At 58.5% G+C, this 12,391-nt stretch carries 11 protein-coding genes; 8 read left to right on the top strand and 3 right to left on the bottom strand.

Features of this window, described 5'->3' with window-relative positions; genetic code table 11:
• Nucleotides 1-19: 19 nt before the first annotated feature.
• The gene (locus IT895_RS04340) at nt 20-1,144 is read right to left on the bottom strand and encodes a C45 family autoproteolytic acyltransferase/hydolase (protein WP_233337365.1); all 1,125 of its coding nucleotides are present in this window, start codon (nt 1,142-1,144) and stop codon (nt 20-22) included.
• Nucleotides 1,145-1,435: 291 nt separating this feature from the next.
• On the opposite strand from IT895_RS04340, the gene IT895_RS04345 reads away from it, so the two are divergent.
• The 6 genes from IT895_RS04345 to IT895_RS04370 all read left to right on the top strand — a co-directional run bounded on the left by IT895_RS04345 (nt 1,436) and on the right by IT895_RS04370 (nt 8,184).
• Complete coding sequence (locus tag IT895_RS04345; protein ID WP_085917865.1) at nt 1,436-2,650, top strand: aspartate aminotransferase family protein; 1,215 nt, start codon at nt 1,436-1,438, stop codon at nt 2,648-2,650.
• Between the two features lie 47 nt (nt 2,651-2,697).
• The gene (locus IT895_RS04350) at nt 2,698-3,762 is read left to right on the top strand and encodes an arginine N-succinyltransferase (RefSeq protein ID WP_199284808.1); all 1,065 of its coding nucleotides are present in this window, start codon (nt 2,698-2,700) and stop codon (nt 3,760-3,762) included.
• Nucleotides 3,762-4,793 carry an arginine N-succinyltransferase gene (gene astA, locus IT895_RS04355; protein WP_085917863.1) on the top strand — a complete coding sequence of 344 codons (1,032 nt, stop codon included), beginning with the start codon at nt 3,762-3,764 and terminating at the stop codon, nt 4,791-4,793. The genes IT895_RS04350 and astA overlap by 1 nt, the downstream gene beginning before the upstream one ends.
• Nucleotides 4,794-4,817: 24 nt before the next feature.
• A complete protein-coding gene (gene astD, locus IT895_RS04360) occupies nt 4,818-6,290 on the top strand; it encodes a succinylglutamate-semialdehyde dehydrogenase (protein WP_199284809.1) in 1,473 nt (490 codons plus the stop codon).
• Nucleotides 6,287-7,654 carry an N-succinylarginine dihydrolase gene (gene astB / locus IT895_RS04365; RefSeq protein WP_199284810.1) on the top strand — a complete coding sequence of 456 codons (1,368 nt, stop codon included), beginning with the start codon at nt 6,287-6,289 and terminating at the stop codon, nt 7,652-7,654. Before astD ends, astB begins: the two co-directional genes overlap by 4 nt.
• Nucleotides 7,655-7,758: 104 nt before the next feature.
• Nucleotides 7,759-8,184, top strand: coding sequence for a GNAT family N-acetyltransferase (locus IT895_RS04370; RefSeq protein ID WP_085917860.1), 426 nt, complete (start codon nt 7,759-7,761; stop codon nt 8,182-8,184).
• A gap of 99 nt (nt 8,185-8,283) precedes the next feature.
• On the opposite strand, the gene IT895_RS04375 is transcribed toward IT895_RS04370, so the two are convergent.
• Nucleotides 8,284-9,213, bottom strand: coding sequence for a DMT family transporter (locus IT895_RS04375; protein WP_085917859.1), 930 nt, complete (start codon nt 9,211-9,213; stop codon nt 8,284-8,286).
• Between the two features lie 98 nt (nt 9,214-9,311).
• On the opposite strand from IT895_RS04375, the gene IT895_RS04380 reads away from it, so the two are divergent.
• Nucleotides 9,312-9,797, top strand: coding sequence for a MarR family winged helix-turn-helix transcriptional regulator (locus IT895_RS04380; protein WP_085917858.1), 486 nt, complete (start codon nt 9,312-9,314; stop codon nt 9,795-9,797).
• 106 nt (nt 9,798-9,903) lie between these two features.
• Entirely contained in the window at nt 9,904-10,578 is a 675-nt protein-coding gene (gene bluB / locus IT895_RS04385) for a 5,6-dimethylbenzimidazole synthase (protein WP_199284811.1), read from the top strand.
• An 11-nt stretch (nt 10,579-10,589) separates the two neighbouring features.
• On the opposite strand, the gene IT895_RS04390 is transcribed toward bluB, so the two are convergent.
• Nucleotides 10,590-12,110, bottom strand: a complete 1,521-nt coding sequence (locus IT895_RS04390) for a sensor domain-containing diguanylate cyclase (protein WP_199284812.1) — start codon at nt 12,108-12,110, stop codon at nt 10,590-10,592.
• Between the last annotated feature and the right edge of the window lie 281 nt (nt 12,111-12,391).

Raw genomic sequence — 12,391 nt, forward strand, 5'->3', positions numbered from 1 at the left:
TGCTTCTTTTCCTGCGCCGCTAGTCGAGCGCAATGCTCAGCGTCTGCCGGGCCTTGCAGGGGTAGCCGTGGCGCAGGTGCAGGGTGCGCTCGTCGAGGTTCATCACCACCGCGAACAGAGTCTCCATGCGCTCGGCCTCGGGCAGGTCGATGTCAGTGTGCTTGCAGATCGACATGGGCGTATTGTGGTGGTCGCTCAGTACGTCGAACAGCGCGCTGACGCTGGCCTCGGGCGGTGGGTCGAGCAACTCATCGAGGCGGCGCAGGCGCACATGGGAGTCGGGCTTGGGGAAGTCGGCGACACAGGCGGTGGTGGCCGCGGCGTAGAGGTGGTTGGTGTGGGTCACTCGCCCGTCGCGGGCCTCGAGTACCCCCGGTGGCCCGGGCTGTACCTCGAAACCGGCGGCCTGGCCTGCAGCGCTGGCGACCAGAAAGTGTGCCGGTGAGGCGACGCGGTCTTCCGCGACGATGCGCTGGGCGCTGGCGAAACCGTCGCTTTCGAGAAGCTTGCGCAGGGCGACGTGGATCGGCAGGCCGTCGCCGCAGGTCTGCGAGCGGATGGCGTTGAGACACACGCCGAGGCCGTGGGCGTTGAGGCCTATCTTGGCCAGCATCCCCGCCTCGCCCACGCTGACCAGCGGCGAAGCGTCGTCGCCCTCTATGTGCAGTACCACCACGTTATCGAGCTGGTCGAGGCGCCAGTCCCAGTTCTGGGCCAGCCACTGCCGACCCTGCTGGTAGAGCGAGAAGGCGGAACAGCCGCCGCTGGCTTGGGTTAGCGAGATCTCACTGCGGCAGTTGAGGGTGAGGATGTCGTCGCGCTGCAGGTCGGCGCCCTCGGCAATGCCCTCGAGCTCATCCAGGATCGCCGGAAAGCCGCGTTCGATAGCCGGTATAAAGCGTCGCGCCGCCTGTCGGGCTGCAGCCCAGTCGAGGCCTGCAAAGTCTTGAAACAGCCGGTCATAGACCTCAATGCTGCGCTGAATCTGTGCGGCGTGGCGCTGGCCATGGGCCACGCCAATGGCATGGCGGCTACCACGCAGTTGGGTTACGTTGAGCATGCGGAGTGCTCCTCGGGCGGATTTACTCAAGCCTACCGCGAACAGCGTTGAAGTGCAGGTGGGTGCTTGGATACGCAGGCTCACGGATTCGCTCGCCCTTGATGGCCGACACTGCGCGCCGATGCCTGGATTCCGCGCCTTATTCAATGTTTGAGGAAAGGGCGCGGCTGACAGCTACCGAAGGGCATCAGGCGTCCCCAAACGACTAAATACGTCACTGATACCGTGAGGTGAGAAGGATGGATATAGAGTGTTAAAAAAGGGGGCGCGTTAAATGCTGCTTTTCATAATTTGCCGTCCCATTGCTGAAAGCAGTTACCCTATTCGGCCCCTTATACTGTTTTCATTCCCTTACCCCACTGGAGGTAGCGTCCCATGAGCCACACCCCAAACCGTCAGGATTTCGATCACTATATGGCGCCCAATTACGCCCCGCAGCAGGTCATCCCGGTGCGAGGAGAAGGCAGCCGCTTGTGGGACCAGCAGGGGCGTGAATATATCGATTTTGCCGGGGGCATCGCGGTCAATTCCCTGGGGCACTGCCATCCGGTACTGGTCGATGCGCTAAAGGATCAGGGTGAAAAGCTGTGGCACCTTTCCAATGTGTTTACCAACGAGCCAGCGCTGAACCTGGCCAAGGCGCTGGTCGATCGGACCTTCGCCGATAAGGTCTTCCTGTGCTCCTCCGGCGGTGAAGCCAATGAGGCCGCGTTGAAGCTGGCTCGCCGCTGGGCTGTGGATAACCACGGTGAGCATAAAGATAAAATCATCTCGTTTTATCAGTCGTTCCATGGGCGCACTTTTTTCACCGTGAGCGTGGGGGGGCAGCCCAAGTATTCACAGGGGTTTGGTCCGGTGCCCGGTGGTATCCTGCATGCCGACTACAATGATCTGGAAAGTGTGCGCAAGCTGGTAGGCGACGACACCTGCGCGATCATGGTCGAGCCCATGCAGGGTGAGGGCGGCATCGTGCCCGGCACGCAGGACTTCCTCCAGGGGCTGCGCGATCTGTGCGACGAGCACAATGCGCTGTTGATCTTTGATGAAGTGCAAACCGGCGTGGGCCGCAGCGGCGAACTCTACGCGTATAAAAATTACGGTATTACCCCGGATATTCTCACCAGCGCCAAATCCCTGGGCGGTGGTTTCCCTGTGGGGGCAATGCTGGCGACTGATGCGGTGGCAAAATCATTGGTTATCGGTACCCACGGCTCCACCTACGGCGGCAACGCGCTGGCATCTGCCGTTGCCCTGGCGGCGGTCGAGTTTATCGATACTCCCGAGGTACTTGAAGGTGTCAAAAAGCGTCATGACCTGTTTCGCGAGCACCTTGAAACCATCAATCGCAAGTACGGCGTGTTTAAAGAGATTCGCGGTATGGGCCTGCTGATGGGCGCCCAAATGTCCGATGCCTATGAAGGACGTGCCAAAGATATCCTTCCACTGGCGATTGAAGAGGGCTTGATGGCGCTGATTGCCGGGCCCAATGTGCTGCGCATGGCGCCTTCCCTGGTCATTCCGGAAGCGGACATCGCCGAGGGCATGGCCCGCCTGGAACGTGCGATTGAACGGTTAGTTGCCGCCACATGAGTGAAGCCGTAGCAACCCCCGTCTCAAATGCTGAGGGAGCGTTGAGGATGCTGGTAATTCGACCGGTGAAAATGGACGACCTGGCGGCGCTGGAACAGCTAGCCGAGCACGCAGTACCCAGGCTCACCAATCTACCCGCCAACCGCGAGCGTCTTGAAGAGCGGATTGTGCGCTCCGAGGCGGCCTTCAGCGGCGAGGTGGAGTTCCCCGGCAACGAGCACTATACGTTCGTGCTGGCGGACGACGCCAGTGGCGAAGTGCTGGGCACGGCGACCATTCGCGCTCAGGCAGGCGCTAATGAGGCCTATTACACCTATCGCCAGGAAACGCTGATTCACGCCTCCCAGCAGCTCAACGTTCGCCGGGAAGTGCAAACCCTGGCGCTTTCCCATGAAGTTTCGGATGCCACCCTGCTGTGTGCCTTTTCGCTTAATCCGCGCTACAAGGGCACCAGTGCCGAAAGCTTGCTTCGCCGTGCACGGCTGATGTTTATCGCCCAGTACCCTGAGCGCTTTTCGCGCATTCTGGCGGTGGCATTCCCAGGCTATCTGGATACGCGCAGCGAGTCGCCATTCTGGGAGAGCGTGGGGCGGCACTTTTTCGCCCGCAGCTTCCAGGAGATGAATCATATTGCCGGGGTGCGCTCGAAAAGCTTTATCGCCGAAGTCATGCCCCAGTTTCCCCTCTATCTGCCCCTGCTAACGCCCCAGGCGCGGGCAGCGATTGGCCGTGAACACCCGGCCCATGAAGAGGCCCTGGAAGAAATGCTGGCGGAGGGCTTTGTGCGCTCGCGCCATGTGGATATTTTCGACGCCGGGCCGATTGTCAAAACCGAACGTGAGCGCCTGGAAACCTTCCGCTCGGCAGCGTGGCACCCGGTCCGGGTTCGTCCTGAACACGCGCTTCCTGACGCGGAACCGGCGATGATTGCCAACCAGAAACTGGGGGGCTTCCGCTGCATTGTGGCACGCTATGCGCTGTCGCCTACCGGTCAGTTGATGCTGTCGCCCGAGCATGCCGAACGCTTGGGCGTGGAAGAGGGCCGCGCGGTGCTCGCCGCGCCGTTAACCTTGCCCAGCGCGGTAGATGCGCTTGATGAAGGAGAAATGTAATGCGCATTCGACCCATTGCCCGGGATGATCTTGATGGGCTCCAGGCGCTTGCGCAGCAGGCCGGTGTGGGGTTTACCTCGTTGCCGGATAATCGCGAGTTCCTGGCTGGCAAGATTGAAGCTGCTGCCCGCGCTTTTGAAGAGCGCACCCCAGTGGATGACCGGCTTTATTTCTTCGTTCTGGAAGACGAAGACAACGGCGAACTCGCGGGTTGTTGCGCGATTGAGGGCCAGGTCGGTCGCGAAGTGCCGTTCTACAATTACCGGCTGGGCACGCTGGCGCATTCCTCTGTACAGCTGGACTTGCACCGCACCATCGACACGCTGTTTTTAAGCTCCGACCATACCGGCGATGCCGAAGTGTGCTCGCTGTTTCTGCGCCCGGAATACCGCGGCGAAGCCAACAAGCATTTGCGCAACGGCGCGTTGCTCTCCAAGGCGCGCTGGCTGTTTATCGCCCAGTTCCGCGACCGTTTCCCCGATAAAGTGTTGGCGGAAATGCGTGGCGTTTTTGATGAGCACAACACCAGCCCCTTCTGGGAAAGTCTGGGCAAACACTTTTTTCCCATGGATTTCAATGAGGCCGATCGCCTGACCGGTCTTGGGCAAAAGAGTTTTATCGGCGAGCTGATGCCCAAGTTCCCGATCTATACCACCTTTATGTCAGAAGACGCGCGTGCCTGCATTGGGCAGGTGCATCGGCATACCCGCCCGGCCATGGAAATGCTTAGAAAAGAGGGGCTTCGTTGGGAGGGGTATATCGATATTTTCGACGGTGGCCCCACGGTGGAAGCCTACATTGACGATGTACGCGCCATCCGCAACTCACGGCTCTGCCAAGTGGAGGTGGCCAACAGCGCGCCGCAGGAGAGCCTCAGCCGCTGGCTTGCCGCGACCACCGATATGCTCAGCTTTACCGCGAGCTGGATAGGCCGTGCCCCCACTGAAGACAATACTATCGTGCTGAGTGAAGCCGAAGCACAGCGTTTGAGTGTCACTACCGGTGATCATTTACGGCTACTCGAGACCTAGGCGACGTTTACAGGAGAGTTTTATATGCACGCCCAACAGCAGCAACTGATCAACGGCGCCTGGGTAGCTGGCGAAGCAGCCACTTTGACGAAGGTTGACCCGGTTTCCGGGGCACTGCTTTGGCAAGGGGCGGAAGCCTCCGGTGAGCAGGTCGCCTCAGCCGTCAGCGCCGCACGTAGCGCCTTTCCCGACTGGGCGCGCACGCCGTTTGCCGACCGCCAGGCGCTGGTCGAGCGTTTTGTCGAGGTGCTGACCGCCCGCCGCGAAGCGCTGGCTGTCGCCATTGCCTCCGAGACCGGCAAGCCGCTCTGGGAAGCGCGCACCGAAGCGGGCGCGATGATCGGTAAAGTGGCGCTTTCACTCAAGGCTTACCATGAGCGCACCGGCGAACGGGAAAAAGACGTCGGTAGCGCCAAAGCCGTGCTGCGCCATCGCCCCCACGGCGTGATGGCGGTGTTCGGTCCCTACAATTTCCCGGGTCATCTGCCCAACGGCCATATGGTGCCCGCGCTGTTGGCGGGAAACTGTGTCGTCTTCAAGCCCAGCGACCAGACGCCGCTGACCGCCGACTTGACCCTGCAGTGCTGGCTGGAAGCCGGTCTGCCCGCAGGCGTCATCAACCTGGTGCAGGGCGGTGTGCCGGTTGGTCAGGCGTTGGCAGCTAACCCTGATATTGATGGCCTGCTGTTTACCGGTAGCGCCAAGGTGGGCGGCATGCTCCACCAGCAGTTTGCCGGTCAACTGGATAAAATCCTCGCGCTGGAGCTTGGCGGTAACAATCCGCTGGTGGTGAAAGACGTGGAAGATGAGCGCGCCGCGGTGCTGAGCATTCTGCAGTCGGCGTTTCTCTCCGGCGGCCAGCGCTGTACCTGCGCGCGGCGCTTGATGGTGCCTAAGGGCGAGGTCGGTGACAGGCTGATCGACGCGCTGTCAGACGCTATCGCCAAGCTGCACGTGGCGGGCCAGTTCGAAGAAGAACCTGCGCCGTTTTTCGGGGGCTTGGTCAGCGTGGCGGCCGCGGATGGCCTGCTCAAGGCCCAGGATGAGCTGGAGTCCATGGGCGGCACGGTGATCAATCGTATGCAGCGTCTACAGGACAACACCAGCCTGCTCAGCCCCGCGCTGATCGACGTGACCGGCTTGGACGTGCCCGACGAGGAGCACTTCGGCCCGCTGCTGAAAATCCACCGCTATGGCGACTGGGATGAAGCGGTACAACTTGCCAACAACACCCGTTACGGGCTTTCCGCCGGGTTAATTGGCGGCGATCAAGCCGACTGGGACGACTTCCTGCTGCGCATTCGCGCCGGGATCGTCAACTGGAACCGTCAGACGACCGGTGCGTCCGGTGACGCGCCCTTCGGTGGCGTAGGGGATAGTGGCAACCACCGCCCCAGCGCCTACTATGCGGCGGATTACTGCGCCTACCCGGTGGCTTCCATGGAAGCCGACAGCCTGGAAATGCCCGACACCTTGCCGCCGGGGGTCAGCTTATGAACACGGCGACCATCAGCAACGTCCAGGAAGTCAATTTCGATGGCCTGGTCGGCCCGACCCATAATTACTCGGGCCTGGCCATGGGTAACGTGGCCTCGATGAGCCACGGCGGCCTGGTGTCCAGCCCCAAAGAGGGCGCGCTGCAGGGGCTCTTGAAGATGAAGTCGCTGATGGACGCGGGCTATGCCCAGGGCGTTCTGCCACCCCAGCAGCGGCCGGATATCGGTGCGCTGCGCGATCTGGGCTTTAGCGGCAGCAACCGTGAGGTATTGGCCTGTGCTGCCAAAGAGGCGCCGCAGCTGCTCCGCGCGGTCTGCTCCGCGTCCAGCATGTGGACCGCCAACGCGGGTACCATCACGCCCAGCATGGATTCACCGGACACTCGGGTACATTTTACGCCGGCCAACCTGCAGTCTAGCTTCCACCGCTACCTGGAGCCGCAAACGACGGGGCGTGTGCTGCAAGCGATCTTCCGCGACGAACGGCATTTCGCGCACCACCCGGTGCTGCCCGCCACCCCGGCCTTTTCCGATGAGGGCGCGGCCAATCACACCCGCCTATGCGGTGAGTACGGCGAACCCGGCGTGCACCTGTTTGTGTATGGCCGCCAGGCGTTTGGTGACGTGCGAAGCGGCGAGCGCGAACCCAAGCGTTATCCTGCCCGGCAAACCCTGGAAGCCAGCCAGGCGGTGGCCCGTCAGCACGGATTGACGGTGTCGCAAACCGTATTTGCCCAACAGCATCCGGACGCCATCGACGCAGGTGTGTTCCATAACGATGTCATCGCTGTGGGCAACGGCCCCGTGCTGCTCTATCACGAAATGGCTTTCCTGGATGAAGAGGGCACACTTGAAGAACTTCGCGCCAAAATGGCCACGCCATTAATTCCCGTGCGGGTACCCGTAGAGGCGGTGAGTATGGAAGATGCGGTCGCGTCTTATCTGTTCAACTCACAACTGCTCTCCAATCCGGATGGCACCATGACCCTGGTGGTGCCCGGCGAATGCCAGGAGCGCGAGGCGGTATGGCGTACCATCCAGGACTACCTGCTGGCGGGGAATAATCCGATCAGTGAGGTGATGGTCAAGGACGTCAAGCAGAGCATGCGCAACGGCGGCGGCCCTGCCTGCCTGCGCCTGCGTGTGGCTCTTTCCGAGGCAGAACGAGCTGCGCTTACCGGCCGCGTACTGCTCACCGATGCGCTTTACGATGATCTGACCGCTTGGGTAAATCGCCACTACCGCGACCGCCTCGCCCCGGATGATTTGGCCGACCCGCAGCTCGCGGAAGAATCTCTGGTCGCGCTGGATGAGCTTACCCAATTGCTCAAGATCGGGCCTGTTTACCCGTTTCAGTTGGGGTAAGGGCTTAAGCTAAGCTAGCAACCAAAACGCCAAGGCCATGCCTTGGCGTTTTGCATACGATAAGTCCAAGATATCTCGGGTAACTGACGCCTAGAGATTCGCATATGGAAGCCATTATTCGTCGAACCGACGACAAAGCGTTCGCGGAAAACATCATTCGTCAGAACATGTCTGCCTACTATAAGCACCTGGATATGCACTGGGATCCTGACTTGTTCGATAAAAACTGGGACGAGTTTGATAGCTATGCGTTAGTCGTAAACGCTTGCCCAGTTGGTTTGTTATGCTTAAATCGTGAGGCAGGTGCTTACTATATTCGAGAACTGCAAATTGATCAGAAATGGCAGCGACAGGGCCTGGGTACCGCAGCAATCCGATACGCAATGGCAATCGCCCAACAAGCGAACGTTGACTTACTTAGACTACGCGTATTTTCTATCAACCCGGCAACTGCTTTATACGAGCGTATGGGGTTTCGCATTCTCAAAACCGAAGGCGGAACTCACTATATGGAGCGGAGCATTTTCTAACCCATTCAAGTAGCTCGGGTTTGAAGATTAAAGGCGCGTGCCGGCATCGCCAGCAGCGCTCAATATTGCAACCTTCATGATATGTCTCTCTTGGGTAACTTAGTTAAGTTGCTTGGCTTTGCCAATGTTGAGCAGGGCAATCCCTCCACCAATCAGCAGGGCGCCTGGTAGCAGGCCTTCGGGGGTGGTTTCTCCCTGCAGCAGAATGGCGACGGGTACACCCACCACGGCGCCGACGGAACCCAGTAGGCTCAGAAACACTGGCCCGCCACTTTTCTGTAGCAGGAAAAGCAGCAAGAACTGGCCTGCGAAGACGACCGCTTGAACGGCAATCAGTATGATCGGCAGGGAGCGGCCTGTCGGAACTTGCAGCGAGAAGTCCGGCAGAAAACCCACGCTGAGTAGAATGATGGCGGCGGCGATGAGCATCCCCGGCGCCAGCGCATCGCTGGATACACCTTCTGGCCAGCGCAAGGTTCTGTAAAGATTACCGATGGCCAGCAGCACCGGGCCGATTAAAGCGAGGAGAATCCAGAGGTAATCGGCATCAGGCGCAGAAAGCTTATGAAAGGCCAGGGTGATGGCCCCTGCCAGGGCTGATACGACCCCGGCCGCACGCAACACCTGGAACCGTTCCATGTTTAACGCTAGTGCGCCGAGGTAGGTGAGTAGCGGTGGCAGGGTGATGATCAATGCCACGAAACCGGCACCCACATGGGGGATGGCAGTGAAGAAGAGTAGGTTGGCACCCGCTACGCCGAGCAGTCCTGACATGGCGTAATACTTGACGGTGCGACGGTTAACAGGCGGTAGATTACGGCGGAAGGCGGCAAGAACCAACAAAATGAGTGCCGCCCCTGAAATCGACCAGAACAGAAACGCGAGCGCTGATAGCTGAATATCACCGGCTAGTTTCGCCAAATTGGTCGACAGACCCAGCAAAGCGCCACCGGCTAACAGGTATACCAGTGGGGCAAGCCAAGCGCTTTTGCATGGGGGGGTTGTGCGGGCAGTGCTTGAAAGCGTCATTGGCGAAGTTCTCATTCGTACCGTTTTTGAAAGTATCTTGATATCAAGATATGTGCGATTAATCTTGACGTCAAGCTAGTCAGGCGCAAAATACGCTTATGGATCATGTAGACAACATTCTCAAACAGTGGCGGCAGGAGAGGCCCGACCTCGACGTTGTGCCGATGGGTACCATCGGGCGGGTCAAGCGGCTGAACCACACCTTCATGCGTGCAATGGAGAAGACCTGGGCGGAATACGGCCTGACGGATGCCAGTTTTGACGTTCTGGCGACCCTTCGCAGAGAGGGGGAACCCTACGCGCTATCGCCGGGTGATTTGATGGCATCCACGATGGTGACGTCGGGCACCATGACCCACCGTATCAACCAGCTGGAAAAGGCGGGTTTGATTGAGCGGGTTAAAAACCCCGACGATGGCCGTGGTTTTCTCATTTCTCTTTCCCAGCGTGGGTTTGATTTGATCGACGAAGCCGTGGCCGCCCATGTGGAAACCCAGGCGCAGCTGGTGAGTGGCCTGAGTAAAGAGCAACGAGAGCAACTGGATGACCTGCTCAGGCAGTTCCTGGCGGTGTTTGAGTCATAGAGAGGCGTTTTACGTCAAACAAACCCGCTGCGATGGCGGCTGGCTTGACCTCGTGTAGACTCTTAACTGTCTTTAAAACCGACCAGCCAAAGACCCGAGCAGCTTAATGACCACCTCGAATAACGCTTTTTCCGATGCTGAGCGGCGCGGGCTCTACCGCGCCATCTTTAAACGGCGCGATGTGCGCTCTCAGTTTCTGCCTGACCGGATCCCCCCTGACGTGCTGACCCGCCTGTTGGAGGCCGCGCACCATGCGCCTTCCGTTGGCTTTATGCAGCCATGGGATTTCATCGTGATTGAAAGTCGCGACGTCAGGGAAACGGTGCTGGCAATGTTCGAACAGGAGAACCAGAAGGCCGCCGAGCGCTTTGAAGGCGAGCGTAAAGCGCATTATCGAAGCCTTAAGCTGCAAGGGATTATGGAAAGTCCAATTAATCTCTGTATCACCTGTGACCGAAGCCGGGGCGGCCCCCATGTGCTAGGGCGCAATAGCATTGTGGAAACCGACCTGTTTAGCACTTGTTTGGCGGTGCAAAACCTCTGGCTGGCAGCGCGGGCGGAAGGGATTGGCGTTGGTTGGGTGAGTATTCTTGACCAGGAACAGCTGAGCACGGCGTTAAGCCTGCCTGAGCATGTTTACCCGCTGGCGTATCTCTGTCTTGGCTACGTGAGCGAGTTTTTAGACCAGCCTGAGCTTGAAGCCAAAGGCTGGCGCTCTCGCCTACCATTAAGTGAACTTGTGCATGGAGATAAGTGGGGGCAGCCGCTGAACAGTGGTTAATGAGAAAACCTCTATATGGAGGGCCTCCTCGTTGCTCCAGGCCCACCTGTATTGGGTTTGCGGCGCAGGCTTTTGTCTTCGTACATGCGCTCATCTGCCAGAGCAAATACCTGCTGGGCAGGCGCTTCGCTGGAGCTTGCGCATCCCAAGCTTACATGAAGCGCCAGTTCTTCGCGTTCGCCGTTGGCAGTGTCGATGGTACAGCGCTGGTCGGGAAGGTGTTCCCGGATCAGACTGGCCATACGCTTGGCTGCTGCCAGGTCGGCAGAGGGAAACAGAATGACGAACTCATCGCCACCATAGCGTGCCAGTACGTCACTGTCTCGGCAGTGACGTTGCAGATACCTGGCAACGCTGGCAATCAGTTGGTCGCCTGCGACATGCCCATGATGGTCGTTCACTTCCTTGAGTCTATCGACATCCAACATCAGCACAGCAAAATCCAGGTTTGGCGTCTGGGCCTTGCTCTGGATACTCATCTGCAGCGCCGATTCCAGAAATCCTCGGTTATAAAGGCCGGTGAGCCCGTCACGCTCAGCGGTTTTCTTCAGTTCCAAATGCAGCAATTTATTTTCGGTAGCGGCCGCCAACTGGTCGGCAAAGAGGGAGAGTATTTGCTCCAAGCCATCGTCCCGGTTGGGAGCTTTCACGAACAGCCAACCTTGGTACATGCTTAAACGGGCTCCCATGGGCATTATATAGAGGTTCTCACCTTCTTCTGTTTGTGGCAGTTTGACCGGATGTTCTCTTTGCTCATGAACGCTGGCCAATAAGCGCTTCAGGCGTTGTTCATCTTTTGGGCTTAGCCCCGCAACAGCCGCGTAGCGTGTTATTTCAGAGCGTTGCGGTTCCTGGAGAAAAACGGCAAAGCCGTAGCCGGGAAAGTGAGTATGTAGGTGGTTTAAAGAGTCATTGAGCAGGGAGTGGATATTGATCGCGCGATTGGCGACCGCTCCGAGATCCAACAGGGCGTGAAAAACCCGGTTCTGAAACTTAATCTCGCCAATGCTACGGCCAATCTGACGATTCTGACTGTACGTGACGCGACCAATGGTTAGAAAATAGACCACTGCTCCCGCCCACTGGTAGATGTCTAAGTTGTTACTCACATAAGGTCGAAAAGTAAACCCTGTCAAGGCACTTCCAATCAGGGCCGCGACGATAAAAAGTAGGGCTGAAACCATCATCTTCCTAAGTCCGCCGACCACTAAATTGTTCATCAGGCAAGCAAGCCCGATGGTAATGGTGGCTAACGCATAAAAATCCAGCACGCTGCACCAAAAACCAAACAGCAGGCTGTCGAAGAGGAGATTCCTGAACTCGGCACGCTTCGAATTCTGAGCGTTTGCCGCAAGCGCGTAGGCGACGCCGGGCCACAGCAGCAGCAACATCCCTGGCAGAATAAGCGTCCAGCCGCTGTCTTCTACGACAGCGATCCATACGGTTAGCCCGAAGGTATGGCAAAAGGCAAAAACTCGTGGGGCAATTGTTGCCAATGCAAGACGATGTGTACGTCTTAATAAAGGTTGCATTCGTGAGCTGTATCCAACGCCATTTGATTAACAGACTAGCACCTAAGAGGTTGATCAGCCCTAATCTAGCGTTAGGCCAATAGCGTGGTGAGCCTACCTTTTGATCCTGGGTTTTAGGCCGTGTCAGAGCGTATCGATTGGATGTGATGAAGCCTGACTTCATCTGATGATCTTGCCGTCAAAATCTCTGACCAGCGGCGGGTTGAGAAGTGTCGGCGCTGGTCAGCCTTCCCATAAATCGCTAATGTATTCGTTTGTGCTAAACAAGGTAGAGCGTCATT

The sequence above is a fragment of the Halomonas sp. A40-4 genome (genome assembly GCF_015767635.1).
GTDB classification, from domain to species: Bacteria; Pseudomonadota; Gammaproteobacteria; order Pseudomonadales; family Halomonadaceae; genus Vreelandella; species Vreelandella janggokensis.